14 protein-coding genes are annotated in these 16,254 nt (G+C 62.4%); 5 read left to right on the forward strand and 9 right to left on the reverse strand.

What is annotated here, in order from left to right:
* Positions 1-372 precede the first annotated feature (372 nt).
* On the reverse strand, positions 373-3,684 hold the full coding sequence (locus tag AC1RBA_RS10380) for a S41 family peptidase (RefSeq protein WP_492417997.1): 3,312 nt from the start codon (positions 3,682-3,684) through the stop codon (positions 373-375).
* A gap of 203 nt (positions 3,685-3,887) precedes the next feature.
* Here AC1RBA_RS10380 and AC1RBA_RS10385 point away from each other — a divergent pair, with 203 nt between their 5' ends.
* The gene (locus AC1RBA_RS10385) at positions 3,888-4,937 is read left to right on the forward strand and encodes a quinone-dependent dihydroorotate dehydrogenase (protein ID WP_492417998.1); all 1,050 of its coding nucleotides are present in this window, start codon (positions 3,888-3,890) and stop codon (positions 4,935-4,937) included.
* Positions 4,938-4,946: 9 nt separating this feature from the next.
* On the opposite strand, the gene AC1RBA_RS10390 is transcribed toward AC1RBA_RS10385, so the two are convergent.
* The 4 genes from AC1RBA_RS10390 to AC1RBA_RS10405 all read right to left on the reverse strand — a co-directional run bounded on the left by AC1RBA_RS10390 (position 4,947) and on the right by AC1RBA_RS10405 (position 8,431).
* The gene (locus AC1RBA_RS10390; RefSeq protein WP_492418000.1) at positions 4,947-5,393 is read right to left on the reverse strand and encodes a (R)-mandelonitrile lyase; all 447 of its coding nucleotides are present in this window, start codon (positions 5,391-5,393) and stop codon (positions 4,947-4,949) included.
* A 127-nt stretch (positions 5,394-5,520) separates the two neighbouring features.
* Positions 5,521-6,090, reverse strand: a complete 570-nt coding sequence (locus AC1RBA_RS10395) for a cyclophilin-like fold protein (protein WP_492418001.1) — start codon at positions 6,088-6,090, stop codon at positions 5,521-5,523.
* 25 nt (positions 6,091-6,115) lie between these two features.
* Positions 6,116-7,330, reverse strand: a complete 1,215-nt coding sequence (locus AC1RBA_RS10400) for an MFS transporter (RefSeq protein ID WP_492418003.1) — start codon at positions 7,328-7,330, stop codon at positions 6,116-6,118.
* Positions 7,331-7,339: 9 nt separating this feature from the next.
* Positions 7,340-8,431 (reverse strand): alpha/beta hydrolase, encoded by a 1,092-nt coding sequence (locus AC1RBA_RS10405; protein ID WP_492418005.1) that lies wholly within the window; start codon positions 8,429-8,431, stop codon positions 7,340-7,342.
* 222 nt (positions 8,432-8,653) lie between these two features.
* Between AC1RBA_RS10405 and AC1RBA_RS10410 the strand changes: the two genes are divergently transcribed.
* Both AC1RBA_RS10410 and AC1RBA_RS10415 read left to right on the forward strand, forming a co-directional pair.
* Positions 8,654-9,568 (forward strand): LysR family transcriptional regulator, encoded by a 915-nt coding sequence (locus tag AC1RBA_RS10410; protein ID WP_492418006.1) that lies wholly within the window; start codon positions 8,654-8,656, stop codon positions 9,566-9,568.
* A gap of 289 nt (positions 9,569-9,857) precedes the next feature.
* Positions 9,858-12,281 (forward strand): TonB-dependent receptor plug domain-containing protein, encoded by a 2,424-nt coding sequence (locus tag AC1RBA_RS10415; protein WP_492418008.1) that lies wholly within the window; start codon positions 9,858-9,860, stop codon positions 12,279-12,281.
* Between the two features lie 84 nt (positions 12,282-12,365).
* Here the strand turns inward: AC1RBA_RS10415 and AC1RBA_RS10420 are convergent, their stop codons facing one another.
* Both AC1RBA_RS10420 and AC1RBA_RS10425 read right to left on the reverse strand, forming a co-directional pair.
* On the reverse strand, positions 12,366-12,923 hold the full coding sequence (locus AC1RBA_RS10420) for a PEP-CTERM sorting domain-containing protein (RefSeq protein ID WP_227742023.1): 558 nt from the start codon (positions 12,921-12,923) through the stop codon (positions 12,366-12,368).
* An 8-nt stretch (positions 12,924-12,931) separates the two neighbouring features.
* Positions 12,932-13,225 (reverse strand): hypothetical protein, encoded by a 294-nt coding sequence (locus AC1RBA_RS10425; RefSeq protein WP_492418009.1) that lies wholly within the window; start codon positions 13,223-13,225, stop codon positions 12,932-12,934.
* A 53-nt stretch (positions 13,226-13,278) separates the two neighbouring features.
* Here AC1RBA_RS10425 and AC1RBA_RS10430 point away from each other — a divergent pair, with 53 nt between their 5' ends.
* Both AC1RBA_RS10430 and AC1RBA_RS10435 read left to right on the forward strand, forming a co-directional pair.
* The gene (locus AC1RBA_RS10430; protein WP_492418011.1) at positions 13,279-13,890 is read left to right on the forward strand and encodes an immunity protein Imm33 domain-containing protein; all 612 of its coding nucleotides are present in this window, start codon (positions 13,279-13,281) and stop codon (positions 13,888-13,890) included.
* Complete coding sequence (locus AC1RBA_RS10435) at positions 13,887-14,240, forward strand: MmcQ/YjbR family DNA-binding protein (protein WP_492418012.1); 354 nt, start codon at positions 13,887-13,889, stop codon at positions 14,238-14,240. Before AC1RBA_RS10430 ends, AC1RBA_RS10435 begins: the two co-directional genes overlap by 4 nt.
* On the opposite strand, the gene AC1RBA_RS10440 is transcribed toward AC1RBA_RS10435, so the two are convergent.
* Entirely contained in the window at positions 14,237-15,169 is a 933-nt protein-coding gene (locus AC1RBA_RS10440) for a CysB family HTH-type transcriptional regulator (protein ID WP_070224514.1), read from the reverse strand. The two genes, AC1RBA_RS10435 and AC1RBA_RS10440, sit on opposite strands and share 4 nt — an antisense overlap.
* 13 nt (positions 15,170-15,182) lie before the next feature.
* Positions 15,183-16,253, reverse strand: coding sequence for a sulfate/molybdate ABC transporter ATP-binding protein (locus AC1RBA_RS10445; RefSeq protein ID WP_034747519.1), 1,071 nt, complete (start codon positions 16,251-16,253; stop codon positions 15,183-15,185).
* Position 16,254 lies beyond the last annotated feature (1 nt).

Below are 16,254 nucleotides of genomic sequence, written 5' to 3' on the forward strand. Positions count from 1 at the left end.
AGGGACAGTGGGCGATCATGTAAGGTAGGTCGGATTAGCGCGCAAGCGCGTAATCCGACGCTGCAAAGCCAACAATGGGGTCGGATTACGCTGCGCTAATCCGACCTACCGGCGAACAATCGCGAGAGTCTGACCCCTGCACTTCAGCTTACTTGCTCTTGTCCGGAAACGCCGGACGTGCAGGCCGCACGGGCGGGTTCTTCGCCAGCGCTGGAAGCGCGTCAAGGGACAGTGGGCGATCATGTAAGGTAGGTCGGATTAGCGCGCAAGCGCGTAATCCGACGCTGCAAAGCCAACAATGGTGTCGGATTACGCTGCGCTAATCCGACCTACCGGCGAACAATCGCGAGGGTCTGCCCCCTGCACTTCAGCTTACTTGCTCTTGTCCGGAAACACCGGGCGCGCAGGCCGCACGGGCGGGTTCTTCGCCAGTTCGGCCTGGATCACCTCGATCGCCTTTTCCAGCTGCGGATCGCGGCCGGCGATGACGTCGGCCGGCGTTTGCTCGACTTCGATATCGGGCGGCACGCCTTCGTTTTCCACGCCCCAGCCATTTTCGCGCGTCCAGAACGCCAGGTTCGGCGCCGTGATCGTGCCGCCATCCATCAGCACGGGGAAGCCGAGGATGCCCACCAGGCCGCCCCACGTTGCCTTGCCGATCAGCGGGCCCATGTTATTTTTGCGGAACATCCACGGCAGCAGATCGCCGCCCGAGCCGGCCGTCTCGTCGATCAGCATGGCGCGCGGTCCCTGGATCGAGGCGGACGGCGTCTTCATGTCGGCGCCGTAGCGCATGGTCCACCAGGCGATTTCCTTCTTCTGCAGGATCTCGATGTAGTAATCGGCCACGCTGCCGCCACCGTTAAAGCGCTCGTCGACGATGATGGCCTGCTTGTCCGCCTGCGGGAAGAAATAGCGCTTGAAGTAGGTGTGGCCCAGCCCCGCCGTATTGGGCACGTACACGTACGCCACCTTGCCGTTGGTGGCCGCATTGACCTTGCGCATATTGCCCTCGATCCAGTCGCGGTTGCGCAAGGCATCCTCGGCCGGCACGGGCACCACGGTGATCGTGCGCGCGCCCTTGCCGTCGGCCGAGGGTCCCACAGTCAGGTCGATGGCCTTGCCGGCCGTGTTCTCGAAGGCGCTGTAGATATTCGTCGGCGGCGCCAGCGGGCGGCTGTCGACGGCCAGCAGGTATTCGCCCGCCTTGACGTTCAGGCCCGGCTCCGTCAGCGGCGCGCGCAGGGCCGGATTCCAGTTCAATCCGCCATACACCTTCTTGAAGCGGTAATGGCCGTCGCTCACTTCATAGTCGGCGCCCAGCAGCCCGCCCGGCACCTTCTTCGCCTCGATAAAGTCGTCGCCGCCGCCGCCGCGGTGGTGGCCCACGGCCAGTTCGCTGCACATCCACTGGATCAGGCGGTTCAGGTCCGCGCGGCTCGACAGCTCGGGCAGGAACACGGCGTACTTGTCGCGCATGGCCTTCCAGTCCACGCCATGCATGCCCGGATCATAGAAATAATCGCGGTTGATGCGCCACACTTCATTGAAAATCTGCGTCCACTCGGCGCGCGGATCGGCTTTGACTTCGATGGCGTCGACCTTGATCTTGCCTTCGCCCGGCGCCAGCAGCTTGCCCGTGGCGGAGCCCATGGCCCAGTTGTCCTTCTGGCGGTACAGCAGCTTCTTGCCGTCGGCCGAGACCTCGAAATCATCGGCTTCGGCAACCATGGTTTCCGCCTTGCGCTCCTTCAGGTCGAAGCGCTGCACGGCCTTCTTGCCGTCGCTTTCGCGCAGCAGGAATATCTGCCCGGCGGCGCCGGCGGCCAGGCTGGAGAACTGCGCGGCCGGCAGCGGCAGGTCGACGATGCGCGTGGCGATGCCGTCGAAATCGATGCTGATCGGCGCCACGGGGGCCACCGTCACTTTCGGGTCGTCGCGGCCCGTCTTCGGATCGATCTTCGCTTCGCTCTTCGGCTCCGCTTCCGTCTTCGCCGTGTCTTTCCTGCTCTCCGCGCTGGCGGCCTTTTCCTCGTCGCTTTCCTTGATCAGGGGCGACGGCAAGTCGCGCCGCAGCACGGCCATCCACACGGTGCGCGTCACCAGGTTGTCTTCGTTCTGCTGCGAGAACCAGTTGTTGCTGGGGCCTGCGTTGGTCGACGCGAAGAAGTACAGGTATTTGCCGCTCTTGTCGAACACGGGCTGGGCCACGTCGGACAAGCCATCGGTCACCGGCATGGACTTGTTCTGCTCGACGGAATAGATGTAGGCGCTGCGCGTGTAGGTGGGAGAGTTGAGCGTATAGGCCAGCCAGCGTGAATCGGGCGCCCACGAGGCGCGCATGCTCTTGTCGACGCCATACATCGGTTCCGTGGCTATCTTTTGCACCTTGCCGTTGCCGATGTCGATCACGTACATGCTCCAGCCATTGTCGGCAAACGCGATCTTCCTGCTGTCGGGCGACCAGACGGCATTGTCATAGAAGCCGCTGCCATTGAGCTTGAACTTGCGCACGGCGCCCTTGCCGTCCTGCGCGCGCACATGCAGTTCATACTCGCCCGATTCATCGGAAAAATACGCGACCGAGCGGCCATCGGGCGACCAGATGGGCGTGCGCTCGTGGGCGCCGGCCGTCTGCGTCAGGTTGCGCACGTCGCCCTTGTCGGCGGGGATGGTGACGATCTCGCCCCGGTACTCGAAGGCGATGCGCGCGCCCGACGGCGAAATCGACGCGTCGCGGATGTATTTCGCGTTCTTCACCCAGCGGGGCCGCGCCTGCCCCAGGTCGCTGGCCACGCCGATGGTGAGCTTGTGCGCCTGGCCGCGGGCGATGTCGAACACATGCAGATAGCCGGCCTGCTCGTAGACGATGGTGCCGTTCGCGGCCGACGCGTTGAGCACGGGGAAATCCGCGTGCCGCGTCAGCTGGCGCACGGCTTTCGTCTTGACGTCATACGCAAACAGGTTGAATTCGCCGTTGCGGTCCGAGCGGAAGTACACGGTGTCGCCTATCCATATCGGGTCGACGTCGTTCGAGCGTGTGGTCGGCTGGGGGATTTTTTCGATGGATTTGTCGCTGGACGAAAACAGCCACAGCCAGGAGTTGGTGCCGCCCCGGTAACGCTTCCACTGTTTGAAGGCCGGCGCCAGCGGGTTGTAGGCGATGCGCTTGCCATCGGGCGAATACGTGGCGCGCGACGCGTTCGGGATTTCCAGCTGCGTTTCCACGCCGCCCGCCACGGGCACCGTAAACAGCTTCTGGAAGCGGTTGTTGAAGGCGGCGCGGGGCGAGGTGAACATCACGGCCTGGCCATCGGGCGTGAACGATTGCGCCAGATCAACACCGGGGTGGAAAGTCAGGCGCCGCGGCACGCCGCCCGCCGCCGCGATCACATACACGTCGACATTGCCGTCGATGTTCGCGCTGTACGCGATCAGGCTGCCGTCGGGCGAGAACACGGGATTCGATTTGTCGCCCAGGTCCGACGTCAGGCGCCGCGCGCCGCCGCCGTCCAAGTTGGACAGCCACAGGTCGCCCGCGTAGATGAAGGCGATGTGGCGGCTGGAGACGGCCGGTTCGCTCAGCATGCGGGTGTCTTGCGTATTGGGCAGGGCCAGGGCCGGGTGGCTCAGCAGCAGTGCGCTGGCGGCCGCGATGGCGGTCAGGATGCGTGTCTTTTTCAATCGATGTCTCGCTTATGAAGTCAACAGAACAGAGAAAAAACAGGAAGGTCCGCGGCCGAATGCGAATTAACAAGGAATCAATGTTGCATTAGACCAAAGAGAACTATACACCCGGCAGCCGCGCGGAACACGGTAAAATACGGCACTTATTTCGCGCGCCGCCAGCCCTTCCCGGCAGCCCGCACACCTACTCAAAGCGCCCCATGTCTGAAAAATTCCTGTACTCCCTCGCCCGCCCGCTGCTGTTTTCGATGGATGCCGAAGCGGCCCACCATTTCACCCTGCCCGCCCTGAAACGCGCCAGCGCGCTGGGCCTGACGAAGCTGGCCGGCAAACCGGCCGCTGATCCGCGCACGGTGATGGGCATCACCTTCCCGAACCCCGTCGGTCTGGCCGCCGGCCTGGACAAGGATGGCGCCTACATCGACGCACTGGCCGACCTGGGTTTCGGCTCGATCGAAGTGGGCACCGTCACGCCGCGCGCGCAGGCGGGCAATCCGAAACCGCGCATGTTCCGCCTGCCGCAGGCGCAGGGCATCATCAACCGCATGGGTTTCAATAATGGCGGCGTGGACGCCTTTGTGGCCAATGTGCAGGCGTCGAAGTTTTACCAGAACCGCGCCGGCGTGCTGGGCCTGAACATCGGCAAGAACGCCGACACGCCCATCGAGCGGGCCGCCGACGACTATCTGCTGTGCCTGGAAAAAGTCTACCCCTACGCCAGCTATGTGACGGTGAACATCTCGTCGCCGAACACGAAAAACCTGCGCCAGCTGCAGGGCGCGTCGGAACTCGACGCCCTGCTGTCGCAACTGAAGGACGCGCAGGCGCGCCTGGCGGACAAGCACAAGCGCTACGTGCCGCTGGCCCTGAAGATCGCGCCGGACATGGATGGCGAACAGGTGAAAAGCATCGCCGAGTCGCTCACGCGCCACCGCATCGATGGCGTCATCGCCACCAATACGACCCTGTCGCGCAGTGCCGTCGAAGGCATGCCGCACGGCGCGGAAGCGGGCGGCCTGTCGGGTGCGCCCGTATTTGAACTGTCGAACAATGTGATCCGTTTGCTGAAGGCGGAACTGGGCGACGCGCTGCCCATCATCGGCGTGGGGGGCATCATGCAGGGCAAGGATGCTTTGGCCAAGTTCGAGGCGGGCGCGCAGCTGGTGCAGCTGTACAGCGGCCTGATTTATGCCGGTCCCGCCCTGATCAAGGATTGCGCGCGCGCGCTGCGCGGCAAACAGGCGGCATGATCAGCAAGATCAAGACGCCCGACAGGCGTTTTGCAGGGCTGCCAGCCGGTCTGATGGCAGTCCCGCCGCATATTCTTCGTCGGTCACTTTTTCCATCCAGATCACGTTGACGCCATCGAGCGCTTCCTGGATGGCGATGTGGGTCATCGCGGTGGTCGGGGTCGCACCGTGCCAGTGCTTGTGACCGGGCGGGCACCAGATCACATCGCCGGCCCGGATTTCAACGATGGCTTCGCCTTCGCATTGCGTCCAGCCGCAGCCGGCCGTGACGAGCAGGGTTTGGCCCAGTGGATGGGTGTGCCAGGCCGAACGCGCACCCGGTTCAAACGTGACGCTCGCGCACGATGCGCGCGCCGGTGCGGGTGGGAAGTTCAGTGGATCGATGCGAACCACGCCAGTAAAATATTCGGCTGGTCCTTTTTGGGATGGCTGTGTGCCGGCGCGCTTGAGTATCATGGTGTTTCCTTTCGAGGGTGAGTTTGGGTCGGCTGTCTGCGGCGATTCGAATCGGGCTATTCTGCGCCCTGCTCAGGAAGGGCCGTATCCGGGTTTCCTGTATAGCGAAGCCATATTCGCTTCGATCTCAGGCTTGTACATTTGTGCTATCCAGGTGGCAAGCGCCACCACCGGGTATTGACTGGTATTGGATAAACTCGACCTGGGTCCCATGCCGGCCCAGTGCCTGGGCCAGACCTTCAGGATCGGCTACGCGGCCAATGGCCGAGTAGGCATACGGTGACGTAAATGTCTTGTAGAAAACCACGACGGTCTTCGTACCGTACAGCATGAGGTCGCCATTGCGTATGGTGCCTGGCCGCGATGCATTGACAGGCAGCGCCTTCGCCAGATCCGCATGCTTTTCGTTTCCGTTGAGTTCGGCCATATCCAGCGTCAGCGGCAGCATTGCGGCAAAGGCGTGCCCCGTCGCGTTGTCGGACAAGGTGACGGCGAAGCGGCGTTCGCCCACGCGCATCGATATGCGCAACCGCTCGGGCTTGAGGGAGGCGCCGGCGGCGACCGGGACCGGGACCGGAGCGTATGGCACGGAAGCGGGCTGCTGCCGGGCTTCGCTAGCACCGAGGGAGAGCAGGCCCAGCAACAGGCCCAGTCCATGCCGGGCGCCGTTGGGAACTGCTGGCTTGCACGTGATCATAGTCTGCTCCTTCCTCGTAAAGGATTCAAGCTGCCCGCAACGCTTGCAGGCGCGAGGTCAGGAAGGCCGCCAGCAGCAGTGCGGCCGCGCTGGCGATGAATGTGCTCTGGTAGCCACTTTTATCGAACAGCAAGCCGCCGACCGTGGAACCGAGGGCGATGGCGAGTTGCACGACAGCGACCATCAGGCCGCCACCCGCCTCTGCATCCCTGGGCAGCGTTATTGCCAGCCATGACCACCAGCCTACCGGCGCGGCGGTCGCGACCAGGCCCCACATGCCCAGCAGTACCGTCACGGCAGCGACCTTGCTGCCAAAGACGGTCAGCGCCACGGCGATCAGGGCCATCACGATGGGAATGCCAACCAGCGTCCGGAAAAAATGCCACTTCAAGAACTTGCTGATGATGGTGGTGCCGATGAAGCCGCCTGCGCCGATTGCCAGCAGAATCAGCGACAGCGTGGAGATGTCTACCCGCGTAACGCTTTCAAGGTAGGGGCGCAAATAGGTGAACAGGGCGAACTGTCCCATGAAAAACGTGCTGACAGCCAGCATGCCCAGGGCAACCTTCGGGTCCTGCAGCAGTTTGAAGACGTTGCGCGAACCGGCCGACCCGGCCTGAGGCGGCATGGAAGGCAGGCTGATCCACTGCCAGAGAAAGGCAATCAAGGCCACGGGCACCAGGCAGAAGAATGCGCCACGCCATCCGATGACGGAACCGAGGTAACTGCCCAGTGGCGCGGCAACAACGGTCGCCAGCGCATTGCCGCCATTGAAGATGGCCAGGGCACGCGGCACCTGATCCGATGGCACCAGGCGTATCGCGGTGGCGGCCGACAATGACCAGAAACCTCCCACCACCACGCCGATCAGTGCGCGGCCGACCATGTACAGGAAGTAATTCGGCGCCATCGCGACAACAGCCCCGGAGACGGCCATCAGTGCTGTCAGCCCCAGCAACAGGGTCTTGCGGTTCATGCTGCCAGTCATTGCTGAAATCGACAGGCTGGTGAGTACCGCGAACGCGCCGGAGATGGCGATCCCCTGCCCTGTCAGGCCTTCGCTGACCAGCAGATCCCTGGCCATCGGCGTCAACAGGCTGACCGGCATGAACTCCGAGGCGATCAGCGCGAAAACGCAGAGCGTCATCGCAAAGACACCACCCCACATGGTCGCCTGCGCCCCGGTATTGCCGTGCCCGCGGACGCCATCTTGAGGCGCGCTGCTTATCGGTACTGTCATGGTATGCGCCTATGCCAGATGCTGGTGGAAGAAGGCCTGCAGCTTGTCCCACGGGATGAGTTTCACGCGGTCATACAGGTCGACGTGTCCGGCGCCTGGCACGATCACCAGTTCCTTGGGCTGGGCCGAAAGCCGGTAGGCCTCTTCGCTGAATTCTTTGGAGTGCGCCTGGTCGCCCGTGATGAACAGCATGGGACGCGGGGAAATCGTCTCGATGTCGTTGAACGGATAAAAGTTCATGAACTTGACGTTGCTGGCCAGCGTAGGGTGCGTCGTCAGCTCGCGCGACGATCCTGCCGGCGTGAACTCTCCGCGCGGGGTGCGATAGAAGTCATAGAACTCGCGCTGGATCGGATGCGTATTGCCATCGCGCTTGTGCACGGTGCCGCCCGTGTACGCGATTGCGCCACCGGTAAATTCCACGTAGCGCTGTTGCGCCGCCTCGGCAATGATCTGCTTGCGTTGCTCGAGCGTCTGCGAGTGGTTCAGCGCATTGCGGTTGGCCGCGCCCATGTCGTACATGCTGACAGTGGCAACGGCCTTCATGCGCGGATCGATCTTGGCGGCGCTGATGACGAAACTGCCGCTGCCGCAAATGCCGAGAACGCCGATGCGTTCCCTGTCGACGAATGACTGCGTGCCCAGGTAATCGACCGCCGCACTGAACGCTTCGGCATAGATGTCCGGCGCCACGGCATTGCGTGGCTGGCCTGCGCTTTCACCCCAGAACGACTGGTCGATGGCCAGCGTGACGAAGCCCTGTTCGGCCAGCTTTTGTGCATACAGGTTCGAGCTTTGCTCTTTCACCGCGCCCATCGGATGGCCGATGATGATCGCCGGATGCCTAGAATTCCGGTTGAGGTTCTTGGGCGTGAAGAGATTCCCGACCACCTTCATTTTGTACTGGTTGTCAAACGCGACCTTTTGCGCGACGACGGTTTCGCTCCGGTAAAAATTGTCAGCCTGGTTCGACATATCAGGCACGGGCTTGCTTTCGGCAGCGAACGCGGAAGCACCTGCAAGGGACAGGCTGCCCAGCACGGCCATGCCGGTGCCAGCAGTCTTGAGGAAATCGCGGCGCGCTACATCATTGATGGTCATCTCTGTTCTCCAGTTCGTACGGTGTGGGATGGGCTGAATACCTTGGCGACATCGTACGTGGCACTTGCCGCATCGGCGCACCGGAAATCCGAACAGGTATATGTGCCACAGCCATGAATGTTCTGTATATTTATATGAAAATTCGCACACTCCCCCCTGGTATCAGCGCTTGCAGGGCGCCACCACGGGATACCCTCCACCGCCGGTTCAGGAATGATGCACATGGCCAGAGATAATATTATTGATATTTTGATATTTTTTGAAGTGGCTCGCCAACGCAGTTTCACGCGTGCCGCCATCAAGCTCGGCATGTCCCAATCCACGCTCAGCCACATCATTCGTGACCTGGAAGCGCGGCTGGGCGTGCGGCTGCTCAATCGGACGACGCGCAGTGTTTCACCGACAGAAGCAGGCGAGCGCCTGCTGACCAACGTCGCGCCGCGGCTGGAAGAGGTCAATGCCGAAATCGCCGCTGTCAGCGATTTGAATGGCAAGCCGGCGGGTACCGTGCGCATCACCGCCATCGACCATATTATCGATACGCTGCTGTGGCCAAGGCTTGCGCCAGTGCTGCCCCACTATCCCGATCTGCATATCGAGATTCAGTCCGATTACAAGCTGGTCGATATCGCGGCGGACCGCTATGACATCGGCGTGCGCTACGGCGATCAAGTCGAGGAGGACATGATCGCCGTGCGGCTCACGCCCGACATTCCGACCATGATCGTCGGTTCGCCAGACTACTTCTCCTGGCATGCGCAACCGGCCAGCCTGCAAGAGCTGCTGAAACATAATTGCATCACGCTGCGCCTCGCCAGCAGTGGCGGCATTTACGCGTGGGAGCTCCAGCATGAGGGGCGCAATGTGGAAGCGCGGGTGCGTGGCCAGACCGTGTTTACCAGCGCCGTTCCCATGGTGCAAGCCGCCTTGAGCGGCAATGGTCTGGCCTTCGTGACGGCAGATATGGTGGCCGAGCATGTACGCGAAGGCCGCTTAATCAGCGTCATGCGTGACTGGTGTGGAAAGTTTCCTGGCCTCCATGCTTACTATCCCAGCCGCCGCCATGAATCGCGGGCGCTGCGGATCGTCGTCGAAGCGATCCGCCACCGGGAGTCCATTCCGGGTCAGCCGCATTGAGACTGCCAGTACCGCCCCGGCCGCCATCCAGCCCGATCCAGGGAATGCATAGTCGCATTTATACAACACTGAGCAATTTACTGCTGTGCAGCATTGCGGCCTTGCCGTGCCCGGTCGTATGCTGGAAACGAGGCCATATGCGCTACGCGCACCATGTTGACGTCTTTCAGATATTTATTGCATATCGATAGACAGAACGATTCGTAAGGACGCCGCGTGCCCACTGTTAATCTGATTGCATCACCGGACCGCCATGGTCCGCGCAACCACAACCGAAGAGATATCGTCGATGAGTTCAAGCACCGCCCGCTCCCAGCGTCCCGCCCTCCCCGTAAAAACCGTCATCGCCGCCAGCCTGGTGGCCTGCTTCAGCCTGCCGATGCAGGCGCAAGCGCAGCAAGAGCTGCCGGCCGAAGGCGAATTGCAATCGGTGGTCGTCACCGGCACCTTCGCCAAGAACCGCCGCACCATCGATTCCGAATCGCCGATCGACATCCTCACTTCGCGTGACCTGCAAAGCACGGGTTCGGGCGAACTGGCCACCGTGCTGGCGCGCCTGCTGCCATCGCTGAACTTTGCCCGCGCCACGGGCGCCGACGCCAGCGACGCCGTGCGGCCGGCCCAGTTGCGCGGCCTGTCGCCCGACCAGACCCTGGTACTGGTGAACGGCAAGCGCCGCTATACCTCGGCCGTCGTCAACGTCAACGGCTCGCTGGGCCGCGGCTCGGCGCCGGTCGACCTGAACGCCATTCCCCTGGCCGCCATCGACCACGTGGAAGTGCTGCGCGATGGCGCGGCGGCCCAGTACGGCTCCGACGCGATTGCCGGCGTGATCAACATCATCCTGAAAAAAGGCGCGGCCGGCGGCGATATCGAAGTGGGCTATGGCCAGACGCAGGAACGCGACGGCAAGCAAAAATCCATCAAGGGTTCGGCCGGCTTCGCCCTGGGCGAGGACGGCTGGGTGCGCGTCTCGGCCGAAGTGGCGGAACGCGACCCGACCAACCGCGCCGGTGCCGATTTCCGCAACCCGCTGGAACCGCGCTACGGCAAGGTCAACCAACGCTATGGCGACCCGGAAAGCAAGCCGGCAACGATTTTCCTCAACAGCGAATACCACATCAGCGACAACCTCGACTGGTATGCCTTCGGCAATTACGGCAAGCGCGACACGTCGGCCGCCGCCACCTGGCGCACGGCGCTGATCACGGACCCGAATAATTCGAAGCAGTTCGTCCAGCGCACGCCACTCTTCCCGGAAGGCTTTTTGCCATTGCAAAACAGCACCCTGACGGACCAATCCCTTGTCACGGGCTTGCGCGGCGAAGCGGCCGGCTGGCGCTGGGATGCCAGCCTCAATTACGGCAGCAACAAGTTCGAGCTGGACCTGGACAATACGGTCAACCAGTCGCTGGGCGCCAACAGCCCCACGCATTTCTATGCGGGCTCGCTGAAAAACGAACAAACGGTGTTCAACCTCGATGCGGCGCGCGAATTTCCCGTGTCTTACTTTACGGGCCCGCTGACGGTGGCCGTGGGCGCCGAAGCGCGCCATGAAAAGTACAGCATCGGCGCCGGCGATGAAGCATCGTACACGGGCGGCGGTTCGCAAGGCTTTGCCGGCTTCCGTCCTGTCAACGCGGGCAGCCACTCGCGCCACAACGAGTCGGTCTATGTGAACCTGGAAGCGGAAGCGACGAAGAAACTGTCGGGCGGCGTGGCCCTGCGCCATGAGCGCTACAGCGATTTCGGCAGCACCACCTCGGCCAAGGGTTCCGCGCGCTATGCCTTCACGGACGCCCTGTCCCTGCGCGGCACCGTGTCGAGCGGCTTCCGCGCGCCATCCTTGGCGCAGCAGTACTACACCATCACCACCACCAACTTCCAGGTCATCAACGGCAACAATACGGCCATCGAGACGGGTACCTTCGCCGTCAACACGCCGCAGGCGCGCGCCCTCGGTGCGCAAGACCTGAAGCCGGAAAAGGCACGCAACTACAGCCTGGGCCTGCAGTTCCAGCCCAGCCGCAACTTCACCACCAGCATCGATGCCTACCGCATCGACATCGACAACCGCATCCTGTTCTCGGCCAATCTGGCGCTGAACGACAAGCTCAAGGCCCAGCTGGCGACGCAAGGCTCGACCGTGGGCGCAGCGCGCTACTTCACCAACGCCGTCGACACGCGCACGGAAGGCGTGGACATCGTCAGCACCTACCGCATCGACCTGCAGGACAAGGACCGCCTCGACCTCACCGTGGCGTACAACCACAACAAGAGCACGGTACAGAAAATCGCCGGCAATCCGGCCATCCTGACGGCCAACAACCTGAAACTGATCGACCGCCAGAGCATCGACCGCATCACGGTGGCCTCGCCGAAGGACAAGTTCAGCCTGGCCGCCGACTACGGATTCGGCATCTGGAATGCGCACGGCGTCGTAACGCGCTACGGCAGCTTCACCGTGCCGCAGAACGACGTCAAGCTGGACCAGACGTATGACCCGCAATGGGTGCTGGACGTGTCCGGTTCCGTGAAACTGGGCAAGAACTGGCGCCTGGTGGCCGGCATCGACAACGTCACCAACCGCTATCCGGCGCAAGTGACGAGCGCGGGCAACCTGAACGTCAACGGTACCCAGCCTTACAGCATCTTCGCGCCGAACGGTTTCAACGGCCGCTATTACTACGCCAAGGCTGGCTATAGCTGGTAAATACCGCTCCGCCATGCAAAAAGCCCGCGCATCTTCCGATGCGCGGGCTTTTTTTCATGTCTTGCGCCCGCAGGCGCTGCAGGCTCAGGCGCGGCGGCGGCGCGCGGCAAAACCGACCAGACCCAGGCCCAGCATCAACATGCCGTAGGTCGCTGGCTCAGGCACGGCCGAGACGGAACTGTAGGCGCGGAAATTGCTCAGGCCGCGCGGCAGATTGCTGATGGTGATAAGCGTATTGGCGGCCAGCGGCGCGTCCCAGTGGAACAGCAGTTCGCCACGGCCATAGTGCACGGCCAGGTAGTCAAAGCTGGACTTGACGGTGAACGAACCGGACTTACCGCTTTCCAGGTCGCCCTGGGCGGCAAAGACCAGGGAACCGGTGCCGCTGGATGGCAGACCAAACTTGCTGCTGACCAAGCTCTGGATGGCGGCCGCGCTTTGCGGGCCAGACGGGTTGGCGCCGTCAAACACCCAGACCGAGTCCGCTGCCACGCTGCCGTAGGTGACGGTCTTGCCGCCCACCAGGAAGCCGCTCATGGCGGGATCGGTGATTTCCACCCAGTTCGCCGCCTGGGCCAATGGCGCCAGGCAAGCCGAGACAGCAAGGCAGAGACCCAGCACAGCATGTTTAGTCGTGTTCATAATTTCCCCTATTGATAAATTTCAAAAAACACAATGTTAATTATATTTTTGTTATATTTTTTTTGCGATTGGACAAAAGATATCATCCGGGCAATCAAAGTGCAATAAAAGAAACAAATTTTACCATTGGCATTTTTAATCGATCTCACCAGTTTCTTGCCGAGTCCGGCTATCAAGGGGCTTGCCACCCTCCTTGCCATGACCAGGCGCTGGTCTGGGAAGCAGGATTGTTGTAGATCGGCACATGCCAAGCGGCGGCGTAGCCCTGCGGCAATGGCAAGCCTGCAGGTATGCGTGGTCATCCTGACACGCAATCGGCTACCATGGGGTTTACTCTTCTTGATGATGGATAACCATGCCCAGCTGGCACCTGGCCGACGCCGCCGAACTGGCGGCGCGCCATCCCTACACCTTCTATAAATCGCCGCCCGAAGCCATCGCCCAGGTGCGCCCCGGCGAGGTGGTCAAGCTGATCTTCGCCTTCCACAGCGACGATCCGCAGGCGCCGGGCGCCGAGCGCATGTGGGTGCTGGTCGACACGGTCGAGCCGCATGGGCACTTTACGGGCAAGCTCGACAACATGCCCGGCTACATCGCCGATTTGCGCGCCAAAGACCCCATCGCCTTCACGGCGCGCCACATCATCAATACCCAGCACGACGATGATGATAACCTCGTCAACCGCTACGCGGGCCTGTGCTTCGTCACGAAACGCGTGCTGGAAGACGGCGCGCCCGTCGGCTACCTGTACCGCGAAGCGCCGGATAACGACGACGACAGCGGCTGGCGCTTCACGGCCAACGACGAGAGCGACGACTACATCAACGACAGCGCCAACGTAGCCCTCGTGTCGCTGGGTGCCGTGCTCAGCGTGGACGACCGTTTCATTGCGCTGCTGGACGCCCCTGCCGGCGCGGCGTACGCCTTCGACCGCAACACGCAACAATTCATGGCGGTGGACGAATGACAACAGATGAACTGAAGCAATTTTGCGCGGCCCTGCCCGGCGCGCAAGCCGTGCTGTACGGTGCGCCGTCGAACATCCTCGTGTATGAAGTGAGCGGCAAGAAGTTTGCCTATTTCAAGACCAGCGCACCGGAACAGTGGCGTTTCAGCCTGCGCGCCAGCGCCGGGCGTTTCATTGAACTGACGGACATGCCGGGCGTCAAACCGGCCCGCTACATGGGCCGCTTTCACTGGGTCACCATCGTCGATGTGGCGCGCTTCCCCACCGATTACCTGGCGGAACTGGTGCAGGATAGCTACGCGCGCGCCGTGGCCAGCCTGACGCGCGTGCAAAAGGCGGCCATCGCCTAGAGGGCTTCCTCGCCCGCCATGGCGCGGTCGATGTCTTCGCGCGTCAGGTCCGGCGCCAGCTGCAGGATGAACTCGTAGGCGTAGGCACGCAGGTAGGCGCCTCGGCGCACGGCCAGGCGCGTCGTGTTGGTGGCGAACAGATGCGACGCTTCCACCGCCCGCAGCCCTTTGTCGCGGCCATGGTCGAAGGCCATCGAGGCGACGATGCCCACGCCCAGGCCCAGCGCCACGTATTGCTTGATGACATCCGAATCCATGGCCGTCAAAATGATGTCGGTCGTCACGCCCGCCTTGGCGAACGCATCGTCGATATGGCCGCGTCCCGTGAACCCCTTGTCGTAGGTAATCAACGGATATTTCGCCAGGTCTTCCAGGCGGATCGGCGAGTGCTCGAGCAGCGGGTGGCCGTCCGGCACGACGATCAGATGGCTCCAGCGGTAGCACGGGAACGACACGAGGTCGGGGAACTGGCTCAAGCCCTCCGTGGCGATGCCGATATCGGTCTTGCCCGACAGCACCCATTCCGCGATATGCTCGGGCGCGCTTTGCTGCAGCGCGATGCGCACATCGGGGAAGGCGGCGCGAAAGCCCTGCACCACTTTCGGCAACGCATAGCGCGCCTGCGTGTGCGTGGCCGCCACGGATAACGTTCCGCTGGTCTGGCCGCTGTATTCGAGGCTGGCCTGCTGCAGGTTTTCCGCCTCGATCAGGAGGCGGTCGACGATCTTCAAAATGCCCTTGCCCGGCTCCGTCAAGCCCGTCAAGCGCTTGCCGTTGCGTTCGAAAATCACCACGCCCAGCTCATCTTCCAGTTCGCGGATCTGCCGGCTCACGCCCGGCTGCGACGTGAACAGGGCATTCGCCACTTCCGTCAAGTTATAGCCGCGGCGGGCCGCTTCGCGGATCGAACGCAGTTGTTGAAAGTTCATATATTTTCAGCCTTTAGGTTCTTGTTGGTTCAACGAACACGTGGAGGCGTTTCGGGCGGACTACCAAGGTTTCGCCTTCCTTCAGCTGCAAATGAGTAAAACGCTCGTTCGACATCACCGCTTCAATCAGCTCGCTGTTATCGACGCGCTGCAAGTCCAGCTGGGCCAGCGGGCCGATCGCATGGGCGCGGCTCAGTTTCACCACGATGCCTTCGGCGCCCTGCGTGTAACGGTCGATTTCCAGGTCGTGCGGACGCACATAGGCCGTGCCCTTGCTGTCACTCACGCCCGCATAATCGGGCACTTCGAAGCTGGCGTCGCCCGTCGCCATCACGCCGTCATGCACGCGGCCGTGGAACAGGTTGACGTTGCCGAGGAAACCGTACACGAACGGCGAGGCCGGGTGGTTATAGACTTGCTCTGGGGAACCGAGTTGCTCGACGGTACCCTTGTTCATCAGCACGACCTGGTCGGCCACTTCCAGCGCCTCTTCCTGGTCATGCGTGACAAAAATACTGGTCACGTGCAAGTCGTCATGCAGGCGGCGCAGCCAGCGGCGCAATTCCTTGCGCACCTTGGCGTCGAGCGCGCCGAACGGTTCGTCGAGCAGCAGCACGCGCGGCTCGACAGCGAGGGCGCGCGCCAGGGCGATGCGCTGGCGTTGTCCGCCCGACAGTTGCGGCGGATAGCGGTCGGCCAGCCAGTCCAGCTGCACCAGCTCCAGCAAATCTTTCACTTTACGGCGGATCTGGTCTTCCGACGGCCGTTCGCTGCGCGACTTCACGCGCAGGCCAAACGCCACGTTTTCGAACACCGTCATGTGCTTGAACAGCGCATAGTGTTGAAACACGAAACCGACTTGCCGCTCGCGCACGTGGCGGTTCGACGCGTCTTCCGCATCGAGCAGCACCTGGCCGCTGTCCGGATGTTCCAGGCCAGCAATAATGCGCAGCAAGGTGGTCTTGCCGCAACCGGACGGACCCAGCAGGGCCGTCAATTCGCCGGCGGGAAAGTCCAGCGAGATATTGTCGAGGGCGACGAAATCGCCGAAGCGCTTGTGGATGTTTTTAACTGCGATGGTCATA

It is taken from the genome of Janthinobacterium sp. GW823-FHT03B06, assembly GCF_058796955.1.

Bases quoted from the DNA above. Each gene is read 5' to 3' on its own strand.
- AC1RBA_RS10385 (WP_492417998.1), top strand. From the start codon at position 3,888: ATGTCTGAAAAATTCCTGTACTCCCTCGCCCGCCCGCTGCTGTTTTCG.
- AC1RBA_RS10390 (WP_492418000.1), bottom strand. From the start codon at position 5,393: ATGATACTCAAGCGCGCCGGCACACAGCCATCCCAAAAAGGACCAGCC.
- AC1RBA_RS10395 (WP_492418001.1), bottom strand. From the start codon at position 6,090: ATGATCACGTGCAAGCCAGCAGTTCCCAACGGCGCCCGGCATGGACTG.
- AC1RBA_RS10400 (WP_492418003.1), bottom strand. From the start codon at position 7,330: ATGACAGTACCGATAAGCAGCGCGCCTCAAGATGGCGTCCGCGGGCAC.
- AC1RBA_RS10405 (WP_492418005.1), bottom strand. From the start codon at position 8,431: ATGACCATCAATGATGTAGCGCGCCGCGATTTCCTCAAGACTGCTGGC.
- AC1RBA_RS10410 (WP_492418006.1), top strand. From the start codon at position 8,654: ATGGCCAGAGATAATATTATTGATATTTTGATATTTTTTGAAGTGGCT.
- AC1RBA_RS10415 (WP_492418008.1), top strand. From the start codon at position 9,858: ATGAGTTCAAGCACCGCCCGCTCCCAGCGTCCCGCCCTCCCCGTAAAA.
- AC1RBA_RS10420 (WP_227742023.1), bottom strand. From the start codon at position 12,923: ATGAACACGACTAAACATGCTGTGCTGGGTCTCTGCCTTGCTGTCTCG.
- AC1RBA_RS10425 (WP_492418009.1), bottom strand. From the start codon at position 13,225: ATGACCACGCATACCTGCAGGCTTGCCATTGCCGCAGGGCTACGCCGC.
- AC1RBA_RS10430 (WP_492418011.1), top strand. From the start codon at position 13,279: ATGCCCAGCTGGCACCTGGCCGACGCCGCCGAACTGGCGGCGCGCCAT.
- AC1RBA_RS10435 (WP_492418012.1), top strand. From the start codon at position 13,887: ATGACAACAGATGAACTGAAGCAATTTTGCGCGGCCCTGCCCGGCGCG.
- AC1RBA_RS10440 (WP_070224514.1), bottom strand. From the start codon at position 15,169: ATGAACTTTCAACAACTGCGTTCGATCCGCGAAGCGGCCCGCCGCGGC.
- AC1RBA_RS10445 (WP_034747519.1), bottom strand. From the start codon at position 16,253: ATGACCATCGCAGTTAAAAACATCCACAAGCGCTTCGGCGATTTCGTC.